Below are 15103 nucleotides of genomic sequence, written 5' to 3'. Positions count from 1 at the left end.
AACTTATGTTCTTATACTGGAAAATGAGGTATACTAGAGAATACATATAAGGAGGCAGACCATGGAACTGTTCAAAGATAAATATACACCCGCTCTCATTGATCGAACGGCCAATCAGTTGCATCAATTCTATCCAGAGTTACAAACACAGCAATTTCGCGAACTGGTTTTCGCTGAAGGCTGGGAGGCGCTGGAGTTCAAGGCAAGGATACGCCGAATTACGGAATCTTTGACCCATGTTCTGCCCGCCGATTACGAACAAGCCTTACATATCCTTGAACAGGCCGCTCCACAATTGCGCGGGGTTGAGTACCTTTTTGTGCCTGATTTCATTGAAGTGAATGGACTTGCCCCCGAACACTACGAGTTATCGATGAAATATCTTAAGGTATTCACACCTTATTCAAGTTCTGAATTTGCGGTGCGCCCGTTCCTCCAGCGTTACCCGCTTAAGGCGTTGAAACAGTTGATGGAATGGACAGAGAGCAATGACGAGCATATTCGCAGGCTTGCCAGCGAAGGCAGTCGCCCTCGTTTGCCATGGGGAGCCAAGCTTGGGGATTTGATCGTTGATCCGACGCCTACGCTTCCGATTCTGCATGCACTCAGGCAGGATGAATCCCTCTATGTACGAAAAAGTGTAGCGAATCATCTGAACGATATTTCCAAGGACCATCCTGATCTCGTTCTCGACTTAGCTCAAGCTTGGTACGGTCAGAACGCGCATACCGACTGGATTATCCGCCATGCAAGTCGTTCACTGCTGAAGAAGGGGCACCCTGTTGCACTCAGCCTGTTCGGCTATCACAAGCAGGAGGCTGTTCATATTGAAAACCTGAAGCTGGATCGGGATCAGCTTGCCACAGGTGAGGATCTTCATTTTTCATTCGATGTGGTTAATACGAGCGGCGAACCGCAGAGGCTGAGGCTTGAATATGAGATTGGTTATATGAAGGCTAACGGCAAACAGGCACCCAAACGCTTTAAGTGCTCGGACAAAATGTATGCGAACGGTCGCAGTACCGTCAATACCAAACAATCATTTAAACTCATTACGACACGTAAATATTACGCAGGGCTACATACGCTCACGATCGTTGTGAACGGGCAAAATACGGAATCCGTTTCTTTTGTGCTTAACGTAGAGTAATCTTGAAACGGAGAAATTTCACTTTAGTTATGCACAAGTCTCTATGAGTGAATCACTTATGCACATGTGGATAGAAGCTAGGCAGATAACAGCCGTCAGGCAACAAACAACCTTGGGAGCATCGGATTTCGTTTTCCGCAAGGTTCGCCTGATGGCCTTTTTCTCTTTATTTATCAAGTTATCCTGTTTATTTAAACCAGCCGCGCTTCACAAACCAGGCTACCATACAGCCCCCAAGGACAAACATCAGTAACAATACCGCGCCGTATCCATACCTCCACTGAAGCTCCGGCATATGGGCGAAGTTCATGCCATAGATACCTGCAATTAGAGTGAGTGGCATAAATACCGTCGTAATGACCGTCAGTGTTTTCATAATCTGGTTCATTCGATTCGAATTCAGTGAGATATAGCTATCACGTAGGTCTGCCGTCATCTCCCGATCAGCTTCGATCATATCCGTCAGTTTGAGTAAATGGTCATAAATATCGGTGAAATATGCCGTATGTTCCCCTGTTCGCTGTACATGTTGCGAGTTAATGACCCGGTAGAGAAGATCCCGCATAGGGACAACGGTGCGTCTAAGCTTCAGGAGTCGACTGCGCAGGTCAAATACCTGATTCATCAATTCCTCTACGGACTCCTGACCGCCCCGATTCTCCAGTTCAGCCAGTTCATCCTCAATGGCAAACAGCGATGGAAAATAATGATCGACCAGTTTGTCCATCACTGTATATGCTGCCGCCACCGGCCCTCTTGCCCAGATGGTACGCTCATGCGCGTGTTTCAGCAGCCTGTCCCAGGCTTCGTCCACTTCTTCCAATCTTCCATGATGGAATGACACCAGAAAGTTCTGTCCCAGAAACAGATCTACCTCTTCTGCCTCAAGCGTGGCTGGATTCAGCGCATGTAACACAAGAAACTGCAGATTCTCATAATAATCCAGCTTGGGACGTTGTAATACGTGCAGACAGTCTTCGATTGCGAGTGGGTGAAAATGAAAATATGTATCGAGCAGCCGACTTTCTTCTTCGGTAGGCTGGTTGAAATCTGCCCATACCCAGGCATAATCGTTTAGATCGAGTTGTTCAAGCGGCATGTTCACCGTGACTTGATGATCCCGTGTAATCGCAAGTGTACGAATCATGGATTAGACCACGTCCTTGTCTCTTATGGAATTTCTGATTTCATTGTACACTCTGAAAAACAAAAAAAGCCAACCCTGTTGGCTTCTCTCATTTCCCCTATCCACAGTTCCCTGTATCCACAGGAAGGTTTCTTTTGGTTTATCATTCCACGGATGGCTATCCACATATCCAGCCTGTCCACATCTTCGTGCACAGGCGTTTCTTCAACTCATTGTATATTTATCCACATATCCCGATATTCACACGGTTATAAACAGGTTGTTCTTTCACTTACTGTATCCGAGCGAAGGATACTCGACTCTTCTGTTGACAACTATTTAGAAAATAATCCAGTACAACAGACCTGCAAGTGCTGCGGTAATTGGAATCGTAATGAACCACGTAATGATGATACGTCCAGCCAGTCCCCATTTTACGGCCGAGAACCGTTTCGCTGAACCTACACCCAGAATCGCGGATGTGATTGCGTGTGTCGTACTTACCGGAAGGTGCAACAATGTTGCTGAGAAAATAACGGATGCAGCGGATAAATCGGCAGCAAAGCCGTTAATTGGTTCGATTTTGAAAATTTTAGTCCCCATCGTTTTGATGATTTTCCAACCACCCACCGATGTCCCCAGGGCCATAGCTGTTGCTGCTGAGATTTTAACCCACAGTGGTACTTCAAGATGATCCTGTACCTTGGCGGCGACGAGTGCAAATGTAATGATCCCCATCGCTTTCTGCGCATCGTTGGTACCATGAGTGAATGCCTGCAGGGCAGCCGTGAAGATCTGTACCGTGCGGAAGCCTTTATTCACATTGTGCGGACTGCGTTTGGCAAACACATATTTAAGAATCATCATGACAATATAACCGATGGCAAAAGCAATCAAAGGTGATAATAGCAAACCTCCGACGATATCAATGAATCCAGTCCATTTCACTTTGTCAGAACCCGCTCCAACGAGCACTGCACCCGCGAGCGCTCCGATCAACGCATGTGAAGAAGATGAAGGAATTCCAAACCACCAGGTAACCAAATTCCAGATGATCGCGGCAATCAAGGTGACGATGACAACCTCGATCCCGTTATCGAGCTTGGTGGGGTCCGTCACGCTCCCCCCAATCGTCTTCGCAACACCCGTAAACATCATCGCACCAACAAAGTTCATCACGGCCGCCAAAATAATGGCGCGACGCGGCGTCAGTGCACGTGTGGATACCGATGTTGCAATGGCATTAGCCGTATCATGGAAACCGTTGATGAAGTCAAACGCCAGTGCAAGGAAGACGACTATACCTAATATCCAAATCGTTGTTTCCATTATTCTCTGGCTCCTTAAGAATTACGCATGATGATGGATTCAAGAACGTTCGCAACATGTTCGCAATCATCCGTTGTTGTTTCAAGGCGTTCGTAGATCTCTTTGCGCTTGATCAATTCAATCGGATCGGACACCGTAGCGAAGAGATTCTTGATACAGTTACGCAATACTTCGTCGCCCTGGTTTTCCAAATCGTTCAGACGAATCGTATATTCACGAATCGCCAGCAATTTTTTCTGGGACAGCAAATGAATCGCCTTCTGAATTTCGTAAGCCGATTGACGCAAAATCTCTGCAAATTGAACGATATATTCGTCCGGGTCCACCAAATTGTACATATAGAAACGGGAAGCCGTGGCTTCAATGCCGTCCAATACGTCATCAAGAGTTGTTGTCAGTTCCATAATATCATCGCGTTCGATCGGCGTGATAAATGTTTTGTTGAGTTCTGTAATGATCGTGTGCACGTAGTCATCACATTGCGACTCGTACTTTTTCATTTCATTAGCAAAAAGAGTTACATCCTGAAGGTTGGAAACATGCTGGGAGAAATAATCTGCCGCTTGAACAACCGTATCTGCCATATTCTCCAGTGTTTCAAAAAATATGTCCTTCTTCTTCTTAATCTTCATAGCTCTATCCCCTCTTCGAGAAATTGCGCCGATAACCGATGAAACATGAAATGACAACCTTTGATATCTTATCATATTTGTTTCATGGTTTGTACATAAGCTGCGATCCTTTTTTATATTCTTCTCATATTAACCTGAAATGAATCTTAATTATTTGGAATTATGGCAAAATCAGACTCATATTTTACACTGCGTTTACAAAACTCCACAAAAGTCGACGGGTTATCCAAAACAATTTTCATAAAAAGCGCTATGATACGACAACACATCTTCACCGATCTTAACCTTTTTTATCGCTTTCTTTCATTTCAGGCTGGAAAAAATCCATTACGTGGTTCCACATTTGTATATAGTCTATTATTGTCCCGCAATCTTCACATGATCTGCAAACTGTGGATGGTTAGGCACAATGTTAATGAAGGTTTTCCCAGGCACCAGATTCATTTCACGCCCATCTTTGACGAAACGAATAATATCCCCCTCTTTTCTCACCCATTGCCCGCGAATCATCTTGCCCTTCTGAAACAGCATCGCTTCACCGCCATGATCCACGTTTACGGATAACCTGCCTACATCGTCAAGCACCTTATGGTCTGCCCCAGCAACAATGATATTGGCCGCACCTAACTGACTACCGTTATCTTTATCCTGATCCGGCTTCCCGTTCACCATTCTCATATATCGTCCGCTAACTTCATCATAATCATACGCAACTTTGTAACTATTCAATAAATAATGGAGTTCAAACTGCTTCACGCTCTCTCCAGTGGAGGTCGCTCCGGCCTCGTCATACTTGTACACAGGAGATCTAAATTCATGACTGTACCCTTTCTTTTCCGTACCTTCTCTAAGCTTGTCCACGGATGTATATAGATTGTGAGGCGCTTTGCGGTCTTTGGAACGCCAGAAGTACGGCCCGCCATTCGAAATTTCATCCATATGTTGTTTCTGCTGTTTTTGCAAAATCGAATAGGCCTCCGGACTGCCTCCGGCATGAATAAGCACCCCGTCATAACTTTCACCAAGCTCAATCAGGTATGGACGAATGCTGCGTATTGGGCCAACGGCTTCTGCTCCACCTTCACTCTGAAATATAGCAATGAAACGCGTAATCCCACCTTCGGCAAGCACCTCAATGATAATGTCCGCCGCACTTAAACCAGATTGAGGACGGGCGGCAGGTGCATTGTTGATCATGACCGCTAGTGGCCGCTGCGTAGACGCTTCCTCCACGGCTAGTCCCGTGAACGGTGCTATGAAGGTAGAACGCGTAGGCTCCTCCACAGGCTTCTCTTCTTGAACGGGCGCAGGTGTGGGCTCCGGCTGGGGAATTTGGGCGACCTCTTTATTCTGGCAAGCAACAAGACTAACGGTAAGAAGACAGATCGATGCTGCTGATATAGCTTTGTTCCAAGAAAAAAACTTCAATATAGGACCTCCTGAACGATTTGGCTGACTTTCTTCTGCTTGTCATGTGATATTCCTCTCATGCAGGCAACCATCTCACGTATTTCTTTCCATTTAATCACAACGTTTCCGTTTTGTCTGCGTCTTCTAAGCCTTGTCCCATCTCAAAAACTGTCTTTGAATCATGAAATGAGCAAATAAATATGTCCTAAATGTGAACTTCTCAAACCTTACTTAAAATTTGAACTAGATTGTGATTATTATCACAAACAAAACACTTTCACGGCTATACAATAAAGACATCAAAGGTGATCACTTAGAAAAACAAAAACAACACACACATTAGATTTCATAAAAGGAGTGGTTTATATGTTCAGCTTCAACCAATGGCTTAGAGAAAACAAAGTGGCAATGTGGATTTTGACAGTACTTCGGGTGTATATCGGTTATGACTGGATGACTCACGGCTGGAGCAAATTGACCGGCGGATTCCAAGCTGGCGGGTTCCTCACAGGAGCACTTGAAAAAGCAACAGGCGATCATCCAGCGGTTCAAGCTTGGTGGGCAACGTTCCTTGAAAAATTCGCCATTCCAAATGCCGGATTGTTCGACTTCGTAATCCCGCTCGGTGAATTCCTGGTAGGTTTGGGACTCATCCTTGGATGCTTCACTACACTGGCTGCTCTGATGGCGATGGTCATGAACTTCGCGTTCCTCTTCTCGGGTACAGTAAGCACAAACGCTCAACTGGTAGTGATGGAAATCTTCATCGTCGTAGCTGGTGCAAATGCAGGTAAAATCGGTCTGGATCACTGGGTACTGCCTTACCTTCGCGGATTGTTCAAAAAGAACAGAAGCATTCAGCCGACGGACACGCCAACCATTACACCAACTAAGAAAACAGCTTAATTATTAAAAATATAAGAAACTCAGCCCTGCTTCCCCCCTTGGAGCAGGGCTTTGTATTGCACTTGCTCACCAGTAGAATCCCATATTATGATGGTTATAAAGTCTAACAGTACAAAGGAGTATCCCTATGCCGACGCAACGCCGTCTCGAAACCGACGCCGATTTTCAGGAAGCTATGACCTTAAAACATAAAATCCGGGTATTCAAAGATAACCACCAGATTGACTCTGGAGGTATCATTATTCGTTTTGACGAGAAAACCGTTGTTGTGCAATCCAGTGTCAGTGAACTCGCCTATCACTCACGTTCCGAATGTGAGTTATTCGAACTTCGCAAATAATAACCGCTGAACACCCAAACCACAAAAAAAGGTTCCACGCAGTCAATCAACTGGCCGCAGGAACCTTTTTGCTTATTTATAATCATACGACTGTATTCTTCATTTCGCCATCTGAATTGATTGATGTTTCTGTTCTCCTCTGCTCCAAGTTATATGCCGTCGCCAAACTGCCAGCAATTCAAACTTAACGTGCCGCAGGCATACGACTGAAATAATCGCTTCGCTGTGCGAGACATATCTGCTGTGCCCATTGCGTAGAACAATGGCGCAAGATGTTCCATGCCATAAGACGGAACGGCCGTCCGCGCATGAGGGGCTTTTTTTTCATACAGAAACAATTCTCTGGTATTCCATACTTGCAGACGCTCTCCGAGCCAATCGTCAAACTCTACAGCCCAGTCTTGTGGCTCCTCATCCTGTGCCAGCATTCTTAAATTATGCACCGTTCCACCACTGCCGATGATCAGCACGTTATCATGTCTGAGTTGCTCCAGCATACGCCCGATATCATACTGTTCTTGCGGAGAACGTAGCGAATCCACCGATACGGCAATCACTGGAACGCTCGCTTCAGGGTACATATGCAACAGTGGCACCCATACGCCATGATCCAGTCCACGCCCACGAACAGGTCGATGTGGCAAGTTACTACGGGAAAATAACGCACAGATCTCGCTCGCAACATCGGTCTGCCCGACTGCAGGGTATTGTATGTTATACAACGCTGAAGGGTATCCGTAAAAATCATGCAAGGTCTGATGGGACTCATCCATCGTCACCGAAGGCTCGGGACAATCCCAGTGTGCGGTGAATACAACGATGGCCTTTGGAGCCGGCAGCCTGTCTCCAAGCTCGTTCAAAAATTGAGTGTAATCACTGCTCTCCAACGCCAGCGTAGGAGAACCATGCGCAATGAATAGTGCAGGTAATGTCATCGCTGCCAACCTCCAGACACGGATAGGATGCTTACCTCTCTATTTTACCCCGAAGCAAGCGCTTTTCCAAGTTAATACCCGTGACTTTTGATTGATGACGTAAGGCTTATGCTTAGATCATCCAGTGTTGCCAGTTCTCTTCAATCTTCTGACGCTCACCCAGCCATTCTCTCGTACGTGTGATCAGTTGTTCGCGCTCCTTACCGGATGAGAAGGTATGGTTGCCCTGGAAAATGATTTCCTTGTCGCAACGCCCTTCCTGGCGCATCCAGAAGACTTTTTGATACAAGAACGCATAGTCCACAGGGATGACCTCATCCGAAGTACCGTGCACAACCAGCACATCTCCGCCGAATTTCACAGCTTCCTGGAATGGTTGATGCTCTGCCAAAGAGTCAAAGAATTTAGGCGTAAATTTATAGCCAAGATAATCCGCAGCACCTGTTCTCACACCCTCGTCATACACATCCCTGCCCGTAATCTTCACAATATCGTTGAACGGATAACCGACAGCCGACCACATGACAAGGTTTTTAACCCGTTTATCACGTACAGCAGTCAACAGCGCAACAGCTCCGCCCAAGCTATGTCCGATCAGAGTCACACGAGTAGGGTCGACATCACTGCAGTTCACAGCATAATCTAGCACAGAACGAGTCTGCAGTATCATCGACTCCAATCCTTCTGCTCCATACTCCCCACTGCTCTCTCCGCAACCGATGTAATCAAAACGTAGCACCAGATATCCGTCTTCCGCGAGTTCACGGGCTGTCTTCACAAACAACCGATCCACTCCAATTCGGCTTCCCACAAAACCGTGACAGATGACTGCCAAAGGCACTCGTTGCTGACGTGTCTCCTCTTTGATATCTTTTACAACCGGATAGTGAATGGTCGCAGTTAACTCCTCTTCCCCGTGACGAATACTGATCTGACGTTCCATACGGTTTTCCCCTTTCATGGTGACCTTGTTATATATTCAACGTATTTTAATTAATTATGTTTAATCCGATAAGTTTAGTAAGTATTAAGAAGATATTAGTATATTATCATTCCTTTACCCGCAAGTCAACGCGAGAAATACCCCTTATTCCATGTACAGCTGTTATCTTTTCGTACGCATTATCTCGTAAAAAAAGAGCCTTGCTATATTCAGCAGGGCTCCGAAAATTCCTGATCCATTCCTGTATCCTTGCGTTATAGCTGCACGATCCTACTCATAGCTCCTGCGAAACATCGCATGAGTCTCAATACGTCCGTTCCACTCATGTTGCTGACCTGCTCCCTCATTGTCCCAGAAGCTTCTTCCCTGCCAGTTATCATCATTCAACTCTTCTCCGAACTCTGTGTCCTCCGAGGTATCTTCCATCCGCACCACTTCATCCACGACACCGCGGGAATTACTGTTGAGTAGCATCTTTCTTGTCAGATCCGATTGTTTATCCATGCTAACCACACTCCTATCCATCATTTCAGTTTGGAAATGCTACTATTGTGATGGATTGGTCAACTCTTTATTCATGGTTCACAGAATCGTTGCTTCTTCCAACCAGGCTATGTATATTCACAACTCCACAGGGGAAAATAAAACCAAAATTACAGGCACGCCTTTCCCGGAAGCCTGTTACCGAAAGGAATGAACTCATGGCACATCTACTCGGATGGATTCAGCATCATGGAAAACTGGTGCTCTTATGCACCTGTGTGGTGTTAGCCTGTATCGGGCTATGGGTAAATCACAAGCAGTTGTTTTATAAGGAATGACTTTGCGAAACGAGAGCCCTTCCCGTATACTAAAATATCGTCAGGGTCTTCATGGAATGGAAGATCAGAACGTGTGAGACAGGGGGAGCAAGCATTGGGGATTTCCTATAAAAAGCTGAAAGAAATACAAAATCGGCAAATCACAGAGATGGGCCGTATGACACCAGACAACGTACAATTGTATAACCAGATCAGCTCCATCGCAAGGCAAGCGCCAGCAGACGAGAAAACACAGGAAGAATGGATTCTCGCTGCGGGAAAAGCCATCGTACAAGCACAGAAAGATAACAAATCTGCACGCGAATTGTACGGCTCTGATCTGGAAGAAGATATTTATGTCCAACTCGGAGTAGGCTCAGCAGATACATATGCGCAATCAGGGGCAAGCACAGGGAAAGATTCAAGCAGGGAAAACCGTAGCGGAAGTGTCCCTCAATCTGACGATCAACTGGATACACCAGAACCTGTGAAACGGACGCCCAAATGGTATGTTATGATTGCCTGGGCGGCCATATCCGTTGTCCTGTTCATTCAGGGCTGTGCAGGGTTATTCTTCGGCTTAACGGACGGCGATACGGAGGCTTTCGAACATATCAGCCTGTTCTCTCTCATCATTAGCGCTGTAGGCGGAATTGCGCTCGTAGAGATGCTGCGCCGATTAGCAGAACGTCCGGACGACCAGGGGACAGACAAACATGTCATGCCCAAAGTTAACGTTCGAGGCATTATCATTTATATCGTGATCGTTGTACTTGTTCTCTTTGTCGGTTATCCACTTCGGGATAAACTCCCTACGTTCTACATGGCTCCATGGGTTAGCGCCCTCATTGGTATTGTCGGTCTTGCTTTAATCCGGCCTCTCTTTGGCCCAAAAAAGCAGGTGTAACCCAAAAATACACTATTGAATGTGTCTGATGGTGAACACACGAATACTCCGTTACGTTAGAAGAAGTTTCAATGAAGAGACCGTCAGGTCTCTTTTTTTGCGGATTCGCCTGCGGGAAACTTCCTTGCTTGGAACGAAAATTCGGCAAAATCTGCTTTCTTCAGCGTTTTCAGACACGCCCTAGTTGTTGTGAAGATGGAGGTTCTGCTCCAATCTGAGCTGATTGCGCAGTTTCATGCCTTTGCCTGGCGTTTCCCCGAATTCACGCTTGAACATACGAATAAAATAATTCACTTCCATGCCCACGTTCTCCGCAGCTTCCTTCACGCTAGCCTCAGGATGTTCATTAAGCCACTCCAGTCCCTTTTGTAAACGCCAGCGCTGCATATACTGATGTCCAGTCACGCCATAATGCTGATGAAATAAACGATTCAAATGTTGCACAGAGTAACCTACCGCCTCTGCTATATGTTTCAATAACAGATCGTCCTGATAATGAGCCTGCATTAAAGCTATTGCCCGATTCAGTCCTTCCAGCCCAGCGTCCGAATTCCCATGTACATGTGAAACATAATCAACTGGAGCCCTAGCCTGAGCCATCTCCAAAATAAACTGGTAGATCGATGCGGACATCTCCCACATCGACATTCCGCCCTGATGCAACGCCCTCCACAAGTCTGTCATCTGCGACCAGATTAGATCAAATCCAGCTAATGTGCAAGGTCCTCCGGAAACGATGCCTGTTGCCCGAAGTACGGAGTCGGCTGATTCACCGCCGATCCCAATAAACCCCAGTTCTCCAGCCGTTCTTGTATGTGGGATATACTCATGAGCAATGCCCGGCTCCAAAACAAACAGTTGCCCTGGCCCTATAGCAATCGATTCCTTACCAAAAATGTTAAACTTCCCTCCACCATCTCGTGCCAAAAATAACTGATACACCGGAAATCCTTCAGGTCGATGTAACCCCTTCTCTTCCTGTGTACCTACACCGTACAAATATAGCGGCATCCGGGCATCCGGTTGCCCCGTCAAACGAAATGGTAGCATTGCATCCTTCCTTTCGGCTCATGAGCTCGTCACGCTCTATGACTCCTATTATCCATGGTTTGATCCAAAATCAGCAATGGCCTTAGGAACCTAATTGAGTATATCTAAATATGGAAAAATAAGGTCATTGGTCATGTGAAGAGCGGTCCCCTTTGCTCAGCATTAACGGATGCAAAGAAAAAACTCCCTTTCCGATTGGAAAGGGAGCTGAAGCATTACAATTCTATTGCTAACGCTGTGCCGTCTGTGAAGGTGACTATCCATTATTCATTCTGGATAGATTCCTTGAATTCACATTAGCCATTTACTGCGTAGCTGGAGCCTTTTCGAGCTTAAATGCTTCAGATGGATTAGAGATCGTACTTCTATTGGTTGTTGTATTAGACGCAACTGACACAATATATACAGTGTACTCTTCTCCTTCCACAAGACTAGCCCCTGTAGTATCTTTAGCATTGATATTCAATGTAACTTCAACCGCTTTTGGATCTCCTACTGAATAGCTACTGCCGGAAGTAGCTGTAGCCGGATCAACAGCCCCTCTTCCCTTTACAATATACAATTGATATGAGGAAATGCCAGCTTCATTCGATGGTTTGGTGAAAGTCAACTTGTAGATTGCTTCAGTTACAGTACTTGATTTTTGTAGACCCGTAATAACGGCTGCTTGGACAGATTGTACTATGTTACTAATACTAAATTCGTCGGAAGCCCCTGAAAGACTTGATGAACGAGTTGTGCTGTCGGATACAGACATAATAAACACTCTATACTTTTTCCCGATCTCGATAGGTCTGTTATTAATATCCCGGTATCCATCACTCAATGCGAAAGTAGTGCCTGCACTGCTTTTATCCAAATCATTATAATAATTAATGTTCATCGCTGTATTCAACGTAAAACCAGGCACCTGATCTGCCGGGACAATAAACAGACGATATTTGGAAATTCCTGTTTCGTTCGAGGCTTTGGCAAAATTTACAGTTACATCTGAAGCGTTACCCGCTTGTTGTCCCTGATTTTTAACCGCTACACTTACACTGCCCACTGCTATTACAGGAGAAGCACTACCTAATTTAACGACAGGTGATGCTGAAGACAGCGCGCTGGATTGAGATGAATTATTATTCACCGCCAGAACGAATACCCGATAATCAACATTATCGCCAATAAGGCTACCGTCCGTTGCTCTAGCATCACTTGCTAATGTGAAAGCCTGGTTACTCCCACTTTTACTTCTATATGTGTAGAAACCGTTATTCAATGCAGCATTCAGATTAAAACTTCCTACAGCCGTATTTTTCACAACAAACACACGATAATGATTCACATTGTTCTCATCTGTTGAACGGTTGAATGTCACACGCAGATCACTGCCATTCCCGTTATCCGCAACATCGGTTGCACTCACACTGGTCGGTGCGATAACCGTTGCGTTTGGTGTTAGCGTAATTTGAGCCGAAGATGAGGAAAGTGCATTCTGACTCCAGTTTCCGTTACTATTTACGGACAGAACAAATACACGATAAGCATTGTAGTTCGTAATTCTATAGCCATTGGTATCAACCGAGTTACTCGAAAGTGTTACGGTCAGATTACCACCTGTTTTATTCACTTGTGTATAATTGTTCGACGCATTCGCAGCATTCAGGTTGAAACTTCCTACGTTATTGACAGGCACAACGAATACCCGATAGTGAGAAACATTGGACTCATCGCTTGCTCTGCTAAACGACACGCGCAGGTCAGCTCCATTTCCGTTATCCGCAATATCTGTAACAGACAGGTTCGTTGCCACACCTGCATTGCTATTGGAAGTCAGTCTCAATACATTTGAAGAACCTGACAACGCATGGGTATAGTTGTTCTGCTGATTGCCTGCTGCCATGACAAAGATACGATAATCCTGCAGGTTGGTGACGTTATAACCGCTGGTATCCCGCATATTCGACGGCAATGTAACTGTGAGGTTATTACCTGTTTTATTCACGGTGTAATATAAGCTGGAAGACAGATTACTTGCCGTAGGCAAGTTAAAGCTACTGGCTACCGAGTTGCGTACAACAAACACACGGTAGTTCGTTACCTTTGATTCATCCGATACACGGTTAAAGCTTACCTGAATATCGCGTCCATCTCCATAATCCGAAATGTCTCTCACTTGTGTAATGACCGGAGCCGGAGTTGTATTCAAGGACAACGTCAGGGAGGACGAAGCCGCAGACAGCTTGCTATCTGTAGCTGTATTCGCACTTACAGACATAATATACACAACGTACGCGGTTCCGTTTTTGATCAACTCGCCCGACGTATCCCGCGATGAAGAGTTCAGTATGCTTCTGACTGTGCTGGAATTCCCTTTATTGATGATCGTGGAATTCGCGCTGGATACCTTGCTCGCAGCAGCCTGGTTAAATGAGGATGCGTCCTTCGCCTTCACAACAAATGCACGGTAACTCGTAATATTCGAATTGGTACTTGGCTGCGTGAAGTTGATCTCCAGATCCCTTCCGTCACCATTGTCGCTAACATCGGCAATGCGCAGTCCCGTCACAGCTTGAACAGAAGGTTTCACCTGGTTCAGCTTCAGTACCTGTGAAGACCAGCCTAGATAGTTTTGGTTGTTATTGTTGCTGTTACCTACGGTCAGTACATACAATCGGTAGGTTTCGTTGCTATTTAGCAAATCACCGTTAACGTCGCGTGTCTGAGCGTTAAGTGTCAGCTTCGGATTGGTACCGTTTGGTGTGATTGAAGTGTAGTTTGCCGGAGATACGGCTGCAGCAACGGATTCTTTAAAGCTGTTGATATCCCCACTTTTGACCAGCATCACCCTGTAAGCGGACACGGTTCTCTCTGACTTTGCACGTGTGAAGCTTACCGTCAGGTCACGGCCATCTCCGTTACTGCCAGACACTGATCCATAAATATTCCAAGCAGAAAACTGTGTATCGTCAACCGGCGTTTCCGGTGTAGATGATGTTGTTTTAATATCAACACGTTGGCTGCGTGAGTTCCAGTAAACTTTTTCCCCGAAAGCTTCGCTCACAAAACGAATAGGCACCATAGTACTGCCCTTGATCGTACTTGCAGGGACATCCAATGCATTAAGTTGACCATTGATATATGCAGCCTTGGAACCGAGTGTTAATGTCACTTCTTGATCCCCACGGGTTGCTGTAATGGTTTTCGTTCTATTGTTGAACTGCACTTCCGCGTCAATTCCTTCAAAGATCGACCGGAGTGGAACGAGTACACGTCCAGCCTTCATCACAGGGGCTTGAACCGCTGGTACCTCTGTACCGTTAATATAAATGCTGATTCTTGCAGCTGCATCCATCACCGATGTTGGCAATGCAGACAGAAGCATGGCTGATACAGCCAGTGCTGACATCACTTTTTTGACTTGATTTCCTCCCGCTTTCCTCATAAACCTATCCCCATTCTCCTATTATTGGTACACTCTTATAGTTAGCTGTTCATTTCAGTAATTCCTGTATTTACCTATGCACAACTAAGACGTTCCGAATCGTGAAAAGGTTTCCGGTTCCCCAAAAATTATTTTCGCAGAAACA

13 protein-coding genes are annotated in these 15103 nt (G+C 45.7%); 4 read left to right on the top strand and 9 right to left on the bottom strand.

Annotated features, from left to right (window positions below):
• Nucleotides 1–61: 61 nt before the first annotated feature.
• Entirely contained in the window at nt 62–1150 is a 1089-nt protein-coding gene (locus tag Q9R46_RS21630; RefSeq protein ID WP_311281716.1) for a DNA alkylation repair protein, read from the top strand.
• A 187-nt stretch (nt 1151–1337) separates the two neighbouring features.
• Here Q9R46_RS21630 and corA read toward each other — a convergent pair whose 3' ends face one another.
• From corA to Q9R46_RS21610, 4 genes are all read right to left on the bottom strand, one after another.
• Entirely contained in the window at nt 1338–2297 is a 960-nt protein-coding gene (gene corA / locus Q9R46_RS21625) for a magnesium/cobalt transporter CorA (RefSeq protein WP_145414703.1), read from the bottom strand.
• A 318-nt stretch (nt 2298–2615) separates the two neighbouring features.
• On the bottom strand, nt 2616–3605 hold the full coding sequence (locus Q9R46_RS21620) for an inorganic phosphate transporter (RefSeq protein ID WP_311281715.1): 990 nt from the start codon (nt 3603–3605) through the stop codon (nt 2616–2618).
• Nucleotides 3606–3619: 14 nt separating this feature from the next.
• Complete coding sequence (locus tag Q9R46_RS21615; protein ID WP_090923319.1) at nt 3620–4237, bottom strand: DUF47 domain-containing protein; 618 nt, start codon at nt 4235–4237, stop codon at nt 3620–3622.
• A gap of 357 nt (nt 4238–4594) precedes the next feature.
• A complete protein-coding gene (locus Q9R46_RS21610) occupies nt 4595–5665 on the bottom strand; it encodes a DUF3048 domain-containing protein (RefSeq protein ID WP_311281714.1) in 1071 nt (356 codons plus the stop codon).
• Nucleotides 5666–6013: 348 nt separating this feature from the next.
• Here Q9R46_RS21610 and Q9R46_RS21605 point away from each other — a divergent pair, with 348 nt between their 5' ends.
• Nucleotides 6014–6553, top strand: coding sequence for a DoxX family protein (locus Q9R46_RS21605; RefSeq protein ID WP_311281713.1), 540 nt, complete (start codon nt 6014–6016; stop codon nt 6551–6553).
• A gap of 127 nt (nt 6554–6680) precedes the next feature.
• Nucleotides 6681–6893 carry a hypothetical protein gene (locus Q9R46_RS21600; protein ID WP_145335793.1) on the top strand — a complete coding sequence of 71 codons (213 nt, stop codon included), beginning with the start codon at nt 6681–6683 and terminating at the stop codon, nt 6891–6893.
• A gap of 149 nt (nt 6894–7042) precedes the next feature.
• Here the strand turns inward: Q9R46_RS21600 and Q9R46_RS21595 are convergent, their stop codons facing one another.
• The 3 genes from Q9R46_RS21595 to Q9R46_RS21585 form a co-directional block, all read right to left on the bottom strand.
• Nucleotides 7043–7828 carry a DODA-type extradiol aromatic ring-opening family dioxygenase gene (locus tag Q9R46_RS21595; RefSeq protein WP_145335795.1) on the bottom strand — a complete coding sequence of 262 codons (786 nt, stop codon included), beginning with the start codon at nt 7826–7828 and terminating at the stop codon, nt 7043–7045.
• A 112-nt stretch (nt 7829–7940) separates the two neighbouring features.
• Nucleotides 7941–8771 carry an alpha/beta hydrolase gene (locus Q9R46_RS21590; protein ID WP_123064803.1) on the bottom strand — a complete coding sequence of 277 codons (831 nt, stop codon included), beginning with the start codon at nt 8769–8771 and terminating at the stop codon, nt 7941–7943.
• A gap of 270 nt (nt 8772–9041) precedes the next feature.
• Nucleotides 9042–9275 (bottom strand): hypothetical protein, encoded by a 234-nt coding sequence (locus Q9R46_RS21585; protein ID WP_311281712.1) that lies wholly within the window; start codon nt 9273–9275, stop codon nt 9042–9044.
• Between the two features lie 411 nt (nt 9276–9686).
• Here Q9R46_RS21585 and Q9R46_RS21580 point away from each other — a divergent pair, with 411 nt between their 5' ends.
• Entirely contained in the window at nt 9687–10478 is a 792-nt protein-coding gene (locus tag Q9R46_RS21580) for a hypothetical protein (protein ID WP_311281711.1), read from the top strand.
• A gap of 180 nt (nt 10479–10658) precedes the next feature.
• Here the strand turns inward: Q9R46_RS21580 and Q9R46_RS21575 are convergent, their stop codons facing one another.
• Both Q9R46_RS21575 and Q9R46_RS21570 read right to left on the bottom strand, forming a co-directional pair.
• Nucleotides 10659–11528, bottom strand: a complete 870-nt coding sequence (locus Q9R46_RS21575) for a helix-turn-helix transcriptional regulator (protein ID WP_311281710.1) — start codon at nt 11526–11528, stop codon at nt 10659–10661.
• Nucleotides 11529–11832: 304 nt separating this feature from the next.
• Nucleotides 11833–14958, bottom strand: a complete 3126-nt coding sequence (locus tag Q9R46_RS21570) for a stalk domain-containing protein (RefSeq protein ID WP_311281709.1) — start codon at nt 14956–14958, stop codon at nt 11833–11835.
• Nucleotides 14959–15103 lie beyond the last annotated feature (145 nt).

This window comes from Paenibacillus sp. RRE4, from assembly GCF_031844205.1.
Classification (GTDB): domain Bacteria; phylum Bacillota; class Bacilli; order Paenibacillales; family Paenibacillaceae; genus Paenibacillus; species Paenibacillus xylanexedens_B.
Note: the sequence above shows the minus strand (reverse complement) of the source record. Positions and strands in the feature narration are given on the sequence as shown.

What these genes read in the sequence shown, in the direction of transcription:
- Q9R46_RS21630 (WP_311281716.1), top strand. Translation starts at nt 62, where the DNA reads ATGGAACTGTTCAAAGATAAATATACACCCGCTCTCATTGATCGAACG.
- corA (WP_145414703.1), bottom strand. Translation starts at nt 2,297, where the DNA reads ATGATTCGTACACTTGCGATTACACGGGATCATCAAGTCACGGTGAAC.
- Q9R46_RS21620 (WP_311281715.1), bottom strand. Translation starts at nt 3,605, where the DNA reads ATGGAAACAACGATTTGGATATTAGGTATAGTCGTCTTCCTTGCACTG.
- Q9R46_RS21615 (WP_090923319.1), bottom strand. Translation starts at nt 4,237, where the DNA reads ATGAAGATTAAGAAGAAGAAGGACATATTTTTTGAAACACTGGAGAAT.
- Q9R46_RS21605 (WP_311281713.1), top strand. Translation starts at nt 6,014, where the DNA reads ATGTTCAGCTTCAACCAATGGCTTAGAGAAAACAAAGTGGCAATGTGG.
- Q9R46_RS21600 (WP_145335793.1), top strand. Translation starts at nt 6,681, where the DNA reads ATGCCGACGCAACGCCGTCTCGAAACCGACGCCGATTTTCAGGAAGCT.
- Q9R46_RS21595 (WP_145335795.1), bottom strand. Translation starts at nt 7,828, where the DNA reads ATGACATTACCTGCACTATTCATTGCGCATGGTTCTCCTACGCTGGCG.
- Q9R46_RS21590 (WP_123064803.1), bottom strand. Translation starts at nt 8,771, where the DNA reads ATGGAACGTCAGATCAGTATTCGTCACGGGGAAGAGGAGTTAACTGCG.
- Q9R46_RS21585 (WP_311281712.1), bottom strand. Translation starts at nt 9,275, where the DNA reads ATGGATAAACAATCGGATCTGACAAGAAAGATGCTACTCAACAGTAAT.
- Q9R46_RS21575 (WP_311281710.1), bottom strand. Translation starts at nt 11,528, where the DNA reads ATGCTACCATTTCGTTTGACGGGGCAACCGGATGCCCGGATGCCGCTA.
- Q9R46_RS21570 (WP_311281709.1), bottom strand. Translation starts at nt 14,958, where the DNA reads ATGAGGAAAGCGGGAGGAAATCAAGTCAAAAAAGTGATGTCAGCACTG.